Origin of the sequence: Oceaniferula marina, from assembly GCF_013391475.1 — a bacterium.
In the GTDB taxonomy this organism is placed as follows: domain Bacteria; phylum Verrucomicrobiota; class Verrucomicrobiia; order Verrucomicrobiales; family Akkermansiaceae; genus Oceaniferula; species Oceaniferula marina.
This window is the reverse complement of sequence record NZ_JACBAZ010000001.1, coordinates 1,184,062-1,199,924: the sequence shown is the minus strand read 5'-3', so window position 1 is coordinate 1,199,924 and position 15,863 is coordinate 1,184,062. Positions and strand designations below refer to the sequence as shown.

Sequence of the window (15,863 nt, the reverse complement as noted above, 5' to 3'; positions counted from 1 at the left end):
GCGATTCTTAAGATTAATTTTCCCTGAAAGACCGTGGAAGACCACCACGTTGATAGGCTGGGGGTGGAAGTGCAGCAATGTATGCAGCTCACCAGTACTAATCGTCTGTCTGGCTTGATTCCTTCGAAATTCTAGTTTTTTCGCCCTCTGGGTGAAACGATGATTTCAAGGAAGGCAAAATTGAAATTCAAGTTTGATTGGTGAAAGCCATGTTAAACGAGTAAGACAAGGACTGAGACAAAACTTGGTCATGGTTTTAAAAGTAAAAGGAAATATCATTCTCTACAGTTGTCAGCGAACGCTGCGCGTTCAGGTTATCAGTTACCGGATATTAAGTTATCAGTGGTTGATTACTCCGATCTTTCCCAAGACCGAATAACGAACACTCTAATCATCGAAGCCACAAGGCTAGGGTAATTGGAGGTCGCGATACAATCCTGATAGCGGATAACAGATAACTGTTAACAGGAACACGTAGCCCGACCTCTGGTGACCATAGCATGGTGGAACCACCCGGTCCCATCCCGAACCCGGAAGTGAAACGCTGTTGCGCCGATGGTAGTGGGGCGATAGGCCCTGTGAGAGTAGGTCGTTGCCAGGTCTATGCCCGGTTTTTTCCTGACGGAAGAAACCGGGCTTTTTTTGTGCCCTTTGAGCCAAGAAAGGGAGGGGCGGAAAAACCTAAGATGCTGAGCGCTGTAGCAGTTGTGTAGCTATGCAAGCTTACCTTTTTACCTTATTGATCGCCCTTTTATTCGGAGCGAGTTCTATCTCGGCAGAGAATTTATCGAGCTATGTTCAGCGGGCGAATCAGGCATGGGTGGATAAAGACTACCGGAGCTGTCAGAGAACGCTGGAACATGTGGTGGATGTTTACGGTCAACGAGGCAGGGTAGTGATGGGATCCAAGTTTGGCGAAATCTATTACAAAAAAGGGTTGGCTGAACTTAAATTAGCCATGCAGGAACGAAAACGTGGTGATGAGACCTTGGCCCGGCGTTGGTTTAGCATGGCTGCCGAGTCTTTTCAGATATGCTATGAGCGTTATCCAAATGAATGACTTATAGAGGCTTTTTACACGTCTGCTCAGTGTCTCTCAAAGCATATATTCAGGGTAAAATAAGCATGCTTATCTCTTGCAATTTTGCAGTTTTCTGTTTTATTGCCGCCTCCCGCACAAGGGCCGACTGGCAAGGAGCTGGTCTGGAACAGAACTAATACCATGAGTACAGAAACTGAAATCAACCCGAAAGACTACCAACAACACGACAAGGACACTGGTAGCGCCGATTACCAAATTGCGCTTCTTACTAAGCGCATCAAGCATCTCACCGAGCACATGGGTGAGCATAAAAAAGACTTCGCCAGCCGTCGTGGACTTCTCACAATGGTGGCTCAGCGCCGTAAACTTCTCGATTACCTCAAAGGGCAATCCGAAGAGCGTTACCAAAAGCTCATTAAGGGCCTTGGACTTCGCCGCTAATTCAAATTTTTGCAAACGGTCACGGGTCTCCGTGGCCGTTTTGCTTATGCCCCCTTTGGATCGGAATTATTGTCTCGTCCATCCTATGGGGATTCGGCATTGCCTTTGAAAAATTTCTACGAGTGTATTTCTCGCTAACCCCTTTCCTGGAACTATCATGGATAGCGCCAGAGGCATTGATCGAAACAAAACATAGAGACGTCATCCTGTGCGCACATTCGGTGTAAGCGGGATAACAAACCAAGAAGAAAGAAATAAGATAATGGAAATGAATATTGAAACCATCACGATCCCTGTGGGGTCGAACCCGATCACGATTGAAACGGGTAAATTGGCCAAGTTGGCCGACGGCGCTGTAGAAATTACATCCGGCGAAACTGTTGTTCTCGTAACCGCTGTTTCACAATCAAAAATCCGCGAAGGTCAGACATGGTTCCCCCTGTCTGTTGAATATAAAGAGCGCGCTGCTGCAGCGGGCACTTTCCCTGGTGGCTACTTCAAGCGCGAAGGCCGTCCTACCGAAAAGGAGGTTCTTACCTGCCGCATGACAGACCGTCCACTGCGTCCGCTTTTCCCCAAAGGTTACCTTTACGACACTCAAATCATCGCTCTCATGCTTGCCGCTGACGGTGAGAATGACGCTGACATCCTCAGCATGAACGGTGCCTCTGCCGCTCTCGCGATCTCTGACATCCCATTCGCCGGTCCAATCGGTGCTGTGCGTGTTGGTCGTGTCGATGGAGAGTTCATCGTGAACCCAACTTTTGAACAGCGTGAAGACAGCGATCTTGACCTCGTTTACGTGGGGAACAAGACCGAGGTTATCATGATCGAAGGTGCTGCCAACGAGCTTCCAGAAGCTGAGTTTGTTAAGGCGCTCCACTTTGCTCAAGAGAACGTCATGGTCATCGTGAACGCTATCGAGGAGCTTGCTGCTAAAATTGGCAAGCCAAAGCGTGACTACACCGTCACGGTTGCCAAGGAAGACCTCCTTGAGATTGCTTACGAAGTAGCAGGTGATCGCATCGAAGACGCTATCTACGCTCCTAACAAGGTTGAGCGTGGTAAGAAAGTCGGAGCTCTCCGCGACGAAGTCGAAGCTACGCTTAAGGAACGCGTTCCTACCGTTTCCGAGTTCGAAATCGAACAGTGCTTTGAATACATTCAGAAGAAGGCGTTCCGTATCGCGATCATGGAAAAAGGCGTCCGCGCTGATGGCCGTGATATCAATACACTCCGCCCACTTTACTCTGAGGCAGGAGCGCTTCCACGTGTGCACGGATCTTCGATTTTCGCCCGTGGTGAGACTCAGGCTTTGGCGACTGCCACTCTCGCACCAGCTGATGAGTGTATGTATTATGATAACTACGCCGGCGGAGCTGACAGTAAGCGTTTCTTCCTGCACTATAGCTTCCCTCCATTCTCCGTGGGTGAAGCCGGTCGTTTTGGCGGCATGAATCGTCGTGAAATTGGTCACGGTGCTCTTGCTGAACGTTCGATCGAGCCTGTGATCCCATCTGTTGAGGACTTCCCATATGCGATGCGTGTGACCTCCGAGGTGCTTGAGTCCAATGGTTCATCATCCATGGCAACCGTTTGTTCCGGCACCATGGCTCTGCTTGATGCAGGTGTGCCACTCATTCGCCCTGTTGGTGCGATCGCGGTTGGTCTGGTTACCGAGATGGATGAAAACGACAACATCAAGGAATACAAGACCCTGCTCGACATCATCGGTAGTGAGGACTTCTACGGCGACATGGACTTCAAAGTTTGTGGAACCAGCGAAGGTGTGACGGGTTACCAGCTTGACCTTAAGCTTCCAGGTATCCCACTTTCCATCCTTGAGGAAGCTCTTGTGAAAGCGACAGATGCTCGTGGTATCGTTCTGAAGAAAATGGAAGACACCATTGCTGGTCCAGCTGACCTTAGTGAGCACGCACCACGTATTGAGTCCACCAAGATCGACCCAGAGCGTATCGGTGAACTCATCGGACCTGGTGGCAAGAACATCAAAGGTATTCAGGCTGAGTCTGGTGCAGACATCAACATCGAAGATGATGGCACCGTGCACGTTTACGCTTCCAAGAAGGAAAGCCTCGACCGCGCGATGGAAATGATCGAACAAATGTTCGCTGAGTGTGAAGTTGGTAAGACTTACACCGGACCTATTGTTTCCACGACGAACTTTGGAGCCTTCATGCAGGTTCTTCCTGGTAAGGATGGCTTGATCCACATTTCCGAATTGGCCGAAGGTCGGGTTGAAAAAACCGAAGACGTGGTCAAAAAAGGTGACACGGTTACCGCCAAGTGCATTGGCGTAGACGACCGTGGTCGGGTTAAGATGTCGATCCGTGCTGCAGCCCGCGAGGCTAAGCAGCAGGAAGCGGCTGCTGCATCAGATTCCGCCGAGTAAGGCTGGAAGTTTTCTGATGTTTAAGCGCAGAGAATGATCAACAAGCGGGTTGCCTGGAATACGGGTAACCCGCTTTTTTTCGGTTCTTTGAATGTTGAACCACTTTGCAGACGTAATCACGGAGGGATTCTGTGCTGGTTTTTAAACGAAAATGGGTATAGTTCGTCCCTGGCGAGAGCTGAAACCGTCGGTTGCTTTTGACCGCTGGTACGTTAAGATTGACCGCAATGCAGCAAGACTATAGCTGGAATGGTGGCAGCAGGGGGGCATCCTCTTTTCGCTTGCCGCAGAGTGAAGGCCAGGGCCGATGGGTCCTGACTGCGCTTTGTGTTGCCGTAGCATTGCATGTTCTTGCTTTTTTCGGATTGAGTAGGATTGATGTGTTGCTGCCGAAGTCAGCGAAAGAGAGTGAGATGTTGACTGAGGTGGTTCGCGTGAACCCGGTGGATTTTGAAGATTACCGGCCTGAGGTGTCTGCACCTGAAACGGCCGAGGTCGAAGCTCCGGTTGAAGTGGTGCCTCCTGCGGATGAATTGGAAGTATTGGAAAACCTTCCTGAAATGGACATTGATGTGTTGCCTGATCTGGAGACCGTTCAGGTGCCTGAGATCAGTTCCGCGGCAGCAGGTGAGATCGAGAGTGAAATGATGGATCCGATGACCTCTCAGAATTTTGAGCCGGAGTTGCCGGAGATGGGAAAAACCGAAGATTTTTTTCCTCGGGCCAGTGATTCCCAAGTGACGGTGGATCCGGGAGCTCGGATGGCAGAGGAATATGACCCGGATGCCTTTACCGAGCAAATGCGCAAAGGGGCGGAAGGAGAGGCCGAAGATGGGTTGCTCAAGGATTTTACTTCCTTGGACAAAATGGCAAATATGGACGGCAATGCGCTGTTGAAAAGCAAGGCATTGATTGGTAGTGATTTGCTATTTGAGTTCAACTCTTCTGAGTTACGGCAGAGTGCCAGATTGAGTTTGATGAAAGTGGCTTTGTTGATTCACAAACATCCGAAGTTGGTGTGTTGGGTTGATGGTCATACGGATTTAATTGGCGGCCAGGAACCCAACATGGAGCTGTCTGTGCGCAGAGCGATGTCCGTGAAACGGTGGTTGGTAAAGGCGATGGATTTACCTGAGGACCGTGTTGCGGTTCGCGGGTTTGGTAAACTTCATCCGATTGTCACAGGTGGGAGTAAGGAGCAGCAAGCACCGAACCGGCGGGTTGAGATTAAAATGAGGAAGCAGCGGCCAAGCGAAGAAGTAAACTACCGGCCTGAACCGCTGCCTGTGACGAAGCGGACAAATCCGAAGCTAGCCAAGCCAGAAACAAAGCCGGATGAAAAGCCACCGGTCAAGGCCGTGCTGGTTAAACCCAAAAAACCGATGCCGAAGGCGATTCCTGTTGAGGATGACGAAACTGGTCCCCGTGCGATTGTTGAGCCTGAAGATGGCCCACGGGCATTGGTCGTGCCTGAGGACGAACCCAGGGCCTTGGTTGTTCCCGAGGATGAGCAGACACCCGGACGGGCGATCCCCGTAGTCGAATGATGTCGGGTAAGACCTTTTGTGTGCTGTGAAAACACTGGAACCTGTAGACTCCCCTGATTGGCTGCTGGCTTTTGATTTTGATGGCACCTTGGCAATGCCGGATAGGAACCCTCCGGTGTCACCGGAATTGTATGCATTGCTTCGCTCCTTGAGGGTTTCCCATAAGGCGGTGTGGGGGATTAATACCGGGCGTTCACTGATGTTTACCGTTCAAGGGATGGCAGATGTAAAGATGCCCTTTTTGCCTGACTTTTTGGTCGTCCGGGAGCGCGAAATTTATGTGCCGAATGCGTTTCAGCGTTGGGTTCCGATTGGAGGATGGAATAAACAATGTGAGAAAGAGCATCGTCGTTTGTTTTGGCGCCATGGGCGGTTTCTCAAGCGGGTGAAAAAGTGGGTGGAATCTGAGACCGCTGCGGTGTGGGGATTTCAAGAGGAAGAACCTGCGGGTATCGTGGCATCAACCGCCAGTGAAATGGACGGGATCGTGGCTCGCCTCGATGAGGAATTGCCCAAGCGGAAAAATTTGTCGTATCAGAGAAATGGTATTTATCTTCGATTCAGTCACGCCGATTATCACAAGGGGAGTGCGATGGCTGAAATCGGGCGTTTGCTTGGGGTTGCTCGAGATCGCCGGTTTGCGATTGGTGACGGCCACAACGATCTCGATATGATGAATGTGGATTTGGCTGCTCATCTGGCATGTCCGGTCAATGCTTGTGCCGAGGTGAAAGAGCGGATTTTCCAGCTTGGTGGATACTTGGCAGACCACGAGGCCAGTGAAGGTGCCGCTCAGGCACTGAAGCAGCTTTTTGGTCTGAAGATGTGAGCCCGTATGTGCTGGGGCTGTGATGTGAGGGGTTGGGAATGTGATTGTGGAGGCTCAATGGATAAAAAAGGCGGAAATAGATGTAACCACGGGGGCCAGAACTGGAATTAAAGATAGATACTCGTTGGTTTTGTTTTTTTGCACTCTAAGAAATATCAGAGCTGCGTAGTTCCTAAGTTAGGAAGTCTGTCGTAGCCCAGAAAGATTCTAGACATTACCGCGTAGTTGTACCCCTTGTTTTCTGTGCAATGAAGACATGGGAAAAAATCGTTTATTTGATCCGTCATGAGTTTACATGCCCAATTATCACCTGAAGCCTTGAAGCGACTGCACGTGCAGCAACGGAATTCTACGATCACGAGTATCATTATTTCTATTTTGGTCGTTCTGCTGATCGGCATTATTTTACTCTGGATTTTACTCCCTCCGATCGACAATTTTACACCCGAAATTGTGTCGTATCAGGCTGGGAATGTGGACGATCGGCCGGTGAAGCGACCACAAATGCAGCGCAATGTTGAGCGCAAGCCATCATCGCCATCATCATCGATGGCCAGGGTGATTGCCAGTAGCACGGTGTCTGATTTGGCCATTCCGGTTCCCGAGGAAATTACACCGGTGGATTCCATGGAATTTGGAAATGGCGATGACTTTGGTGATGGCTGGGGGGATGGCAGTGGTTGGGGTGGCGGAGGCAGTACCAGCTTTTTTGGTCAGGAGGTTCGGGGAAGCCGGATTCTTTATGTGATTGATTATTCTGCATCGATGGGGGGGGAACGGCAGCGTTTGATGAGAAAGGAACTGGCCTACTCGGTATTGCGATTACCCCCTGATAAACAGTTTCAAATGATTTTCTTTGCAGGACCCGCCTGGGTCGCTGGCGACAAGGTGCAGATGAAAGGAAAGCAGTCTGCCACCGTGGTGTCGGGGGGAAATAAATTTGCATGGAGCAGCAATGGTAAAGCTCACAAATGGGATCCCAAAGGGAAACGAGAGAAAGCTCCTTGGCTTCGTGCGACGGATAGTCAGGTGGAAACCAGTGAGTTGATCATTAAACGGAACAAGCTGGTGTGGGGGACGAATTGGGAGAACCCTCTGAAGATGGCCTTTGATATGGAGCCCTTACCGGATACGATTGTTTTTATGACGGATGGTTTGGCTAGCGGCGACCCTGTCGGTATAGCCAAGCGGACGGCAGCATTGGCAAAGAAAAACAATATTGTGGTGAACACCGTGGCATTGATGGAGCCGAAGGCCGCGGATGCCATGGAAACACTGGCCAAAGGAACTGGGGGCACCTTTGTCTTGGTCAATAAAGACGGAAGTAGGTCGACCATCAAAAATGGTAGAGTTCAGAAAGTAGAACCCGCCACTCAACCAGCACCCAAAAAAGTAGAACCAGCTAAACCGACGCCAAAGAAAAAGGCCCCAGCTAAAAAGAAGGCTGGCAATAAAGGTAAAAAGGGAGACAAGAAATGAGCCCCACCGGGGGGATGGTATTACGTCATCCGGCTTGCTTAAGCGTTGATTTATTATCTTTGAATCCCTTGGTCTGCCGTAGGCTCAGGATGTATAATAGTACGGCGAACCAGATCAGGGTGAATGAGGCCAGACGTATTGGTGGCAGGGCTTCGTTGTAGACCAGCCAGCCGATGAGAAACTGCCCGCTGGGGCCGATGAATTGGAGGATGCCGAGAAGCGAGAGTGAAATCGATCGGGTTGCCCGGGCAAAACAAAGCAAGGGGGCGGCGGTCGCCAGTCCGGTGGCACAGAGCATCATAGTGGTGAACATGTCGGAGCCGAAGGCGGAGTTATTGACCCCTTCATGAAGCCAGAGGTAGGCAAGGGCAAAAGGAAGCAGGATCCCCATTTCCAGACTCAGCCCTGAAAAGGCTTTCATCGGCGAGAGTTTGCGTAGCAATCCATAGAGAGCAAAGCTGAAGGCGAGGCCGAGTGCTACCCAGGGGACTCCGTTGATCGCGGGGAATTGTAAAATGACTCCCACCACGGCAACCAGGATGGCGCATAGCTGCAAGCGGTGCTGACGCTCACCCAGAAAAAGAAACCCGAGCAGGATATTCAGGAAGGGATTGATGTAGTAACCAAGAGCGCCCTCAATGATCCGGTCGTTTAGAGTAGCCCAGACATAAATCAACCAGTTGCCAGCTAACAAAAAAGCTGCAAGAGTGTGGATTGCTAGTGTTTTTTTACAAACCCTCGTTCGCTTAGGGTCTGTTGCTCTTTTTCTGAAGAGAAGAACAGGGATGAGGATGAGCAAGGTCCAGATGACCCGGTGTGAAGTGACCTGCAGGATGGGGATACCTCCAAACCATTTCCAGTAGACAGGCAAAATCCCCCAGAGGGTGAATGCGGCGATGGCTGCCGCTACACCTTTTGTGTGGCATGTCATTTGCTGACATGGAGGTGAGGATTAGCGTTGTTGGAGGAGGCGGTCACATTCCTCTTTTAATTCTTTGGCTGGAATGATCAAGCCCAGGGTGCGGGAGAAGCGGGCGATGTGGATCCCAATGAATTGGCCGTTTTGATTGAAAACGGGGGTTCCGGCATCACTGGCATGGAGTGGTAGGGCGTGACGGATGGCCAGTGGATAGGGGGCCCGGTGTTTACTGATGATCGTTTTATCTTTTAATGGTCCGATGGAAAGCTTTTTGGAAACGATACGGGCCTGGTCACAGGCGATATTCCAGCCAAGCCGCTGGTACCGGTCCCTGTAGATCAGTAAATCTCCGGCTGTGACCGGCTTCAGATCCTTTGGCCAGCTGATCGCCTGATGCTCCAGTTGATTTGGGGATTCATAGATTGCAATGTCCCATTGCTTTGATTCCGCAAGTTTCTGCAGTGGGATGGTTTCCTCAGCGCGTTTGATCGTGACCGCTTCTCCTTTGGGAAAGAGCGAAGCTTTAGTGAGGATGTGCCGGTCGTCGATCAGCACTCCAAATGCACCATGGGCCTTGCCTCGATAGAGCGGGATAGCTTTGGGCGCATGCTTGGGGATGTCTGGCAGCTGAAGGATCAATTCCGGGGCATCCAAACCCAGGCTGAGTTCTTGGTTGTTTGCCAGAGCCAGCGCATCCCGAGTCATATGATCGACGATGTCCTGTTGATTGAGTTTGACCTCTCCAGTTTCGTCGGCCAGCTTCTGGACGAATTCGAGAGTGGGGGCATACTGGATTTGCACCCGGCGCATGAACTCCTCCTGAATGCGGTTGAAGACCTTTTTATCGATGGATGTTTGAGTGAATGCCGGGCTGTCCGGAGCTTTGGCGTCATCACCCCACCGCTCACTGTTGAGCAAACGTTTTTTATCCAAATGATATTGGTCGATTGCGGGAAAAATATTGAACCCAGGGATGTTGGCCGCGCTGCTGGCGATGCCGATGAGTTTGCCGTCGATGGAGAAGAGCGGTCCTCCTGAGTCGCCGGGTTGGATATTGCAATCAGCAAACAAGTAGAAGGGTTTGCCCTGTCTCATGCTGTGGCTGGTGATTCGTCCGATTCGTACCTGGGCGGGGCGGCCTTTGAGCCAACCCGACGGATGGGCTAGGGTGAAGCAAAATCGGCCAGTGGTTGGTGCCATTTCAGCCAACGGACAGTGAGGCCACTCTCTGTCTGAGTCTGTAGTGATACGGAGCAGCGCCAGATCGGTTTCACGGTTGAGCCCGAGGAGGACGGCCGATACTTGCGTATGATCCTCGAGTTTGATTTGTAGAGGTTTCTTTGGATCATGATCTCGCATCATATGGGCAGCGGTCAAGATCAGTCCGTCGCGGGAAATGATGACACCACTGCCATAACCGTTGGATGATACGGATACGCAGCTCGATTTGACCTGCTTCAGGCTGTTTTGGACCTGTGCACAGAGGGATACCGGAGATGGTGGTTTCGGCTGTGATTGCCGTGAGGTTTCGTCGGCTCTGGCTGTCAGCAGCAGGCCGCAGAGAGGGAGGCTTAAGAGAATGCGTAATGGTGTTGTCATCGATCGTGGGGTGAACCTGACCATAGTAGCGAAAACTCTCCTTCGACTTGTTTAATTTTTGTGTTCGATTCTTTGAGATGGGCTGAGGTCTATGATTGCTGCTCAAGCTGTTACGGTCTTGAATTCATCTCTCAGGAAAGGTGCGGTGCGTGAACGTTTGGATTTCGCGACATGCTCCGGTGTTCCTTGGGTGACTATTTTCCCTCCACCCGCACCGGCCTCTGGGCCGATGTCGATCATGAAATCGGCTTCGGCCATGATGGAGGTGTGATGTTCGATGACGACCACGGTGTGACCTTCATCGGCCAGTCGGTGCAGCACTTCGATCAGTTTTTCAACGTCCTGCTGGTGGAGGCCGATGCTGGGTTCTTCAATCAGGTAGAGGTTGTTTTGTTGCAGTGCGGCTTTGGTGACCGATTTCCGTCCCTTGGTGAGTTCGCTGACCAGTTTGATCCGCTGGGCTTCTCCTCCGGAGAGAGTGGGGCTTGGTTGACCCAGTTGGAGATACCCGAGTCCAGTGTCGTTGAGCAGGCTGAGGGTGCGATGCAGTTTGGGTTGAGCAGCAAAAAATTCAGAGGCTTGGCGGATGCTCATGCGGAGTACGTCGCCGATATTTTTCCCTTGGTAGCGGACTTCGAGGGTGGCTGGGTTGTAGCGCATTTCCCTGCAAGCCTCGCAGGGGACCCAAGTTGTTGGGAGGAAGTCCATCTCCAGTTTGATTCGGCCATTGCCTTTGCATTCCGGACATTGCCCTTCTTTGTTATTAAATGAGAAACGTGAGGCGGTGAAGCCGCGGGCTCGGGCATCGGGTAGCTGGGCAAAGAGCTGACGAATGGCGTCGAGCAGTTTGACGTAGGTGGCTGGGCAGGAGCGAGACGTTTTACCAATCGGAGTTTGGTCGACTTCAAAACAATGTTTGATGTGCTTGAAGCCGCTGGCTGAGGTGTAGGGTTTGTTTTTGTTGGTTTTTTTGTTGGCGGCAAGGCTGAGGCAGCCGCGCATGAGTGATGATTTCCCACAGCCGGAGACTCCGGTGAGAACACTCAAGCGGCCAATGGGAAATTTAGCCGAGATGTTTTGCAGGTTGTTTGCCCGGCAGCCTTCCAGTCGGAGCCATGCCTTGGTGTCGCTGGCAGCGGGAAGTGGCCTCCTTGGGTAGTCTGGATTTTTGCTTGAGACCTGGGGTCTCGGAGGAATGATTTTTCCGCCGAGCACACCGGCACCTGGTCCGAGCTCGATCAGTTGGCTGGCTCGGTTGATGGTGGTCTCATCGTGTTCCACCACGATCAGGGAGTTGCCGCGTTGGCGCAGAGCCTCCAAGGTGTCGAGTAATTTGACATTATCGCGTGGGTGCAGGCCGATCGTTGGTTCATCGAGTACGTAGAGCACACCACGCAAGTTCGAGCCTAACTGGGCAGCCAGACGAATGCGTTGGGATTCGCCGCCGGAGAGGGTATCTGCGGAGCGGTCGAGTTGGAGGTAGCCGAGTCCGACGTGATCGAGGAATTCGAGGCGTTGGATGATTTCGGGAAGGATGTCCCGGGCGATGAGTTTTTCACGGCCTGAAAATGTCCATTGTTTCAGCGTCTTGATTGCATCGACGATGGATAATTGGTTGATGTCCTGAATCGGGGTGTTTTGGATGAGGACGTGGCGGGACGACTCCCGAAGGCGGGCGCCGCGGCATTCGGGGCAGGGACGTCTGCTTGATGAGTCGGTGTTCCCCAGGGTTTCGTGAATTTCAGCTTCGAGCTCGGAGTTGTATGGGTTTTTATTTCGTCGTTTAGACGACTTGGAAGAGCCTGCTGCAATACTACCATATCCCCGGCAATGAGGGCACCAGCCACGGTGGGAATTGAACGAAAAATGGTGGGGGTCGAGTTCTTCAAATGACTGGCCCGTGGTGGGGGATACCCGTTGGGTCGAGAAGGTCTCCAGTTTTTTGCGCCGGCTGTTGAGTTGGATGGAAAAAGTTCCTTTCCCAAGTTGAAGCGCCTGATCGACGGACTCACAGACGGCAAAGATGTCGTGAGGTTTGAATCTAGCGAGAGGTTCGAAGCCTTCGGTTTCCATGAGTTCCCCGTCAACGAGGAGGAGGTCAATGCCTCGGCGGGCGGCTGCTGCTGCCACATCCGTATGGAATCCCTTGCGTGCTCGTACGAGAGGTGCAAGCAGCTTCAGCTTGCTGTGTTGTTTACGAAGTTTTTGGACTTGTTGTTCAATCGCATCCACGGTTTGGGATACGACGGGTTCTCCCGATACCGGGCAGTGTTGGGTTCCGAGTTTGGCATAGAGGAGTCTGAGAAAATGATAGATTTCGGTGACGGTTCCAGTGGTGGATTTGCCACCACCGCGGGACACCCGTTGCTCGATGGCCACCGTGGGAGGCAAGCCGTGAATGCTGTCGATGTCCGGTTTTTCCAGCTGTCCGGCAAATTGGCGGGCGTAGGGGGACATGGAGTCGAGGAATCGCCGTTGGCCTTCGGCAAAGATAATGTCAAAGGCGAGGGTGGATTTTCCCGATCCTGAGAGTCCGGTGACTACAACGAGTTCGTCGCGGGGGATTTCCACCGAGATGTTTTTCAGGTTGTGCTCTCTGGCTCCATGGATGGAGATATGTTGCTTGTTGTTTGCTTTCCGCTTTCGAACAGCGCTGGTTTTGCTTCGGCTGCTGCTTGTCGCTGGCTCGAGAGCCCTTGCTGTTTCGGTATCCGAGCCAAGGATTTCTTCGGGTGTGCCGGAGAAAACGATTTGGCCACCTTCTGCGCCAGGGCCCGGGCCGAGGTCGATGAGATAATCGGCTGCTCGAATGACATCCAGATTATGTTCGATGACGAGTAGCGAGTGGCCGGCGTCGGCGAGTCGGTGGAACACCTCGAGCAGTTTTTCGATATCGGTGAAATGAAGCCCGGTGGTTGGTTCGTCGAGGATGAGGAGCTTGGCAGATGCCCGGTCAGCGGATGTGAGGAGTTTACAGAGTTTGAGGCGTTGTGACTCTCCGCCGGACAGTGTGTTCAGTGGTTGACCGAGACGGAGGTATCCCAGTCCGACGTCGATTAATGGTTGAAGACTGGTGGTGATTTTTTTCAGTAGCTTTTGCTCTTTGGGGGAGATGTCTTGGGTGGGGTTTGAGCTCCAGGCAACAGCTTCGGTGATCGTGAGCTCCAGGGTTTCGGCGATGTTGCGGCCATGGTATCGGAACTCAAGCGTGTTGTTGCTGTAGCGTTTGCCTTGGCATTCCGGGCAGGTGATGAACAAGTCGGAGAGAAATTGCATTTCCACTTTTTCGTAGCCGTTGCCTAGGCAGCGCTGGCAGCGACCGTTACCGGAATTGAAGGAAAAGAATCCAGGAGTGAGTTCTTCGGCAATGGCATCCGGGGTGAGCGTATAAAGCTGGCGGATGGAGTCAAAAGCGCCGGCATGCACGGCGGGGGTCGAGCGTGGAGTGCGGGTGAGAGGAGATTGGTCCACGAGCTCTACATCGGAAAGATGCTGGCTTCCTGTGAGTGAGCGTATCGTGGCAGCTTCCTGGTTGTTGTTGATGCCGAGTTTTCTTGCCAGATTCAGGTAGAGGATATCGTGGGCGAGAGTGGATTTTCCAGACCCCGATACTCCGGTCAGGCAGGTCAGCACTCCCAGCGGAAGCTGGCAGTCCAAGTTCTGGATATTGTGTTTGTTCGCCCCTTTCAGCTTGAGCCAATGTTTGGCTTTACGACGTTGCGAGGGAACGGGGAGGCTCAGTTTGCCATTCAGATAGGGAAGTGTGGTGGAGTCCGGGTAGCGATTCGCGGTGGATGCTTTTCGCACTTGATTTCCTGGGGTGCTGGCCACGATGCTACCCCCGTGTTCTCCCGCCGCAGGGCCAAGGTCGATGAGGTGGTCGCAGGCATGCATCACGGAGGCTTCATGTTCGACTACGACCACGGTGTTGCCTTTGTCCCTGAGGTCGTGCATGACGCGGATCAGCTGATGGATGTCCCGCTGATGTAGTCCGACGGTTGGTTCGTCCAAGACAAACAAGGTATTGGTCAATGCGGCCCCGAGGCAGGTCGTGAGGTTGACTCGCTCGATTTCCCCCCCGGAGAGTGTGTTGGCCGGTCGGTCAAGGGTGAGGTAGGTGAGCCCGACATCACTTAAGTATTGCAGGCGGGAGGTGACCTCCCGGATGGCGTGCTTCAGTGAGCTGTTGGCAGTTTTGAGGTTGAGGTTTGATTGGCACCAAGCGAGTAGTTGGTTGACTGGCATCTGCCAGAGTTCCGGAAGGGTGGTTCCATTGATTTTAAAGCAAAGCGCTTCAGGTTGAAGGCGGCTGCCATGGCATTGGGGGCAGGTGGTGTAGGCTCGGTAGCGCGATAAAAACACCCTGACATGCATTTTGTAGGACTTGGTTTCGCACCAATCGAAGAAGCCTTTGACTCCATACCACTCTCCATTTTCCCAAGCGTCCTGAGCATCAGCCCGTTCGCCGTAGAGGAGCCAGTCGCGTTCGGATGCGGTGAGCTCCCGAAAAGGAGCGTGGATGTCCACGCCGGTAAGCTTGGCAGCTTGGAGCAGATCCCGCTGGCATTCGGCCCCCCGGGCTGTGGTAAAAGGGCTGACACAGCCGTCCTTGATACTGAGGCTCTCGTCGGGGATCGCTTTGAGAAGGTCAATGCCGATGGTTCGGCCGAAGCCCCGGCAGTGGGGGCAGGCACCGAGCGGGGAATTAAACGAAAATAAAGCCGGGCTCGGGGGGTGCAGCGTGAACCCGGTTTCCGGGTTGGTCCAGTTAGAGGAAAAGGCTCGCTCTGCCTGATCACTGGCAATACTGACTTTCCCTTTACCCAAGGTAAGTGCCGTTTCGATGGCCTCGTGCAATCTGGCTTGGTTGCGAGCCGTGACCTTTACCCGGTCCTGAACGACAAGTGTGGAGTTTTTCTCTAGCTTGACAGCTTGGCTTTCATCGGTTCGGAGTGCTTTGCCTTGATAGAAAATGCGGGTGTATCCTTGCTGGTTCAGTAGGGTCAGGCGTTCTTCGGTTTTTGTATTTGTGGGGAAACGGACCGGGAAGAGGACCATGATGGTTTGCCCGTCGAGATCGCTTTTGCAGTAATCAGCAATACTGTCTGTCGTGTCAGGTTTGATTTCCTGCCCGCTGTGTGGGTCAAATGCCGTCGCAAGATGGGGGAACAGAAGTTTGAGATAATCGTTGAGTTCGGTCAGTGTCCCCACCGTGGATCGGGTGGACCGGATTGTGTTTTTCTGTTCAATCGCGATTGCCGGAGGGATGCCGTCAATGCGGTCGACCGCCGGTTTATCCATGCGATCGAGAAATTGGCGAACATAGGGGGAGAACGTTTCGACGTAGCGACGCTGTCCTTCGGCATAGAGGGTGTGGAAGGCGAGTGATGATTTACCTGATCCGGAGGGGCCGGTGATGACCGTCAGTTGTCCCAAGGGGATGTCGAGGTCCAGGTTTTTGAGATTGTGCTGCCTGGCCCCGTGAATACGGATGGCCTCCCTGGATGCCTGTCCTTTGGATTGAGAGCTGATTGAAGATTTTTTTTTCGCTGGCACGCGAGGAATATGGGACTTCTCTGGCGAATTGCAAACAC

9 protein-coding genes and 2 rRNA genes are annotated in these 15,863 nt (G+C 52.5%); 8 read left to right on the top strand and 3 right to left on the bottom strand.

Annotation, left to right across the window (positions count from 1 at the left end):
- From HW115_RS19715 to HW115_RS04735, 8 genes are all read left to right on the top strand, one after another.
- A 23S ribosomal RNA gene (locus HW115_RS19715) occupies nucleotides 1-122 on the top strand; the annotation flags it as partial.
- Nucleotides 123-485: 363 nt separating this feature from the next.
- Nucleotides 486-601: ribosomal RNA gene (gene rrf, locus HW115_RS04765) — 5S ribosomal RNA — on the top strand.
- A 114-nt stretch (nucleotides 602-715) separates the two neighbouring features.
- Complete coding sequence (locus tag HW115_RS04760; RefSeq protein WP_178931410.1) at nucleotides 716-1,060, top strand: hypothetical protein; 345 nt, start codon at nucleotides 716-718, stop codon at nucleotides 1,058-1,060.
- Nucleotides 1,061-1,222: 162 nt separating this feature from the next.
- Nucleotides 1,223-1,483, top strand: coding sequence for a 30S ribosomal protein S15 (gene rpsO, locus HW115_RS04755; RefSeq protein WP_178931409.1), 261 nt, complete (start codon nucleotides 1,223-1,225; stop codon nucleotides 1,481-1,483).
- A 268-nt stretch (nucleotides 1,484-1,751) separates the two neighbouring features.
- Nucleotides 1,752-3,896, top strand: a complete 2,145-nt coding sequence (locus HW115_RS04750) for a polyribonucleotide nucleotidyltransferase (protein ID WP_178931459.1) — start codon at nucleotides 1,752-1,754, stop codon at nucleotides 3,894-3,896.
- 227 nt (nucleotides 3,897-4,123) lie between these two features.
- Entirely contained in the window at nucleotides 4,124-5,443 is a 1,320-nt protein-coding gene (locus tag HW115_RS04745) for an OmpA family protein (protein WP_178931408.1), read from the top strand.
- 25 nt (nucleotides 5,444-5,468) lie between these two features.
- A complete protein-coding gene (locus HW115_RS04740; protein WP_178931407.1) occupies nucleotides 5,469-6,272 on the top strand; it encodes an HAD family hydrolase in 804 nt (267 codons plus the stop codon).
- A gap of 285 nt (nucleotides 6,273-6,557) precedes the next feature.
- Nucleotides 6,558-7,751 carry a vWA domain-containing protein gene (locus HW115_RS04735; RefSeq protein WP_178931406.1) on the top strand — a complete coding sequence of 398 codons (1,194 nt, stop codon included), beginning with the start codon at nucleotides 6,558-6,560 and terminating at the stop codon, nucleotides 7,749-7,751.
- Nucleotides 7,752-7,776: 25 nt separating this feature from the next.
- Here HW115_RS04735 and rarD read toward each other — a convergent pair whose 3' ends face one another.
- From rarD to uvrA, 3 genes are all read right to left on the bottom strand, one after another.
- Complete coding sequence (gene rarD, locus HW115_RS04730; RefSeq protein WP_178931405.1) at nucleotides 7,777-8,682, bottom strand: EamA family transporter RarD; 906 nt, start codon at nucleotides 8,680-8,682, stop codon at nucleotides 7,777-7,779.
- Nucleotides 8,683-8,703: 21 nt separating this feature from the next.
- Nucleotides 8,704-10,269, bottom strand: coding sequence for a S1 family serine peptidase (locus HW115_RS04725; protein WP_178931404.1), 1,566 nt, complete (start codon nucleotides 10,267-10,269; stop codon nucleotides 8,704-8,706).
- Nucleotides 10,270-10,371: 102 nt separating this feature from the next.
- Entirely contained in the window at nucleotides 10,372-15,825 is a 5,454-nt protein-coding gene (uvrA, locus tag HW115_RS20030; RefSeq protein WP_319609273.1) for an excinuclease ABC subunit UvrA, read from the bottom strand.
- Nucleotides 15,826-15,863 lie beyond the last annotated feature (38 nt).

Excerpts from the sequence above, each read along its gene's own strand:
- HW115_RS04760 (WP_178931410.1), top strand. The coding sequence starts at position 716 with ATGCAAGCTTACCTTTTTACCTTATTGATCGCCCTTTTATTCGGAGCG.
- rpsO (WP_178931409.1), top strand. The coding sequence starts at position 1,223 with ATGAGTACAGAAACTGAAATCAACCCGAAAGACTACCAACAACACGAC.
- HW115_RS04750 (WP_178931459.1), top strand. The coding sequence starts at position 1,752 with ATGAATATTGAAACCATCACGATCCCTGTGGGGTCGAACCCGATCACG.
- HW115_RS04745 (WP_178931408.1), top strand. The coding sequence starts at position 4,124 with ATGCAGCAAGACTATAGCTGGAATGGTGGCAGCAGGGGGGCATCCTCT.
- HW115_RS04735 (WP_178931406.1), top strand. The coding sequence starts at position 6,558 with ATGAGTTTACATGCCCAATTATCACCTGAAGCCTTGAAGCGACTGCAC.
- rarD (WP_178931405.1), bottom strand. The coding sequence starts at position 8,682 with ATGACATGCCACACAAAAGGTGTAGCGGCAGCCATCGCCGCATTCACC.
- HW115_RS04725 (WP_178931404.1), bottom strand. The coding sequence starts at position 10,269 with ATGACAACACCATTACGCATTCTCTTAAGCCTCCCTCTCTGCGGCCTG.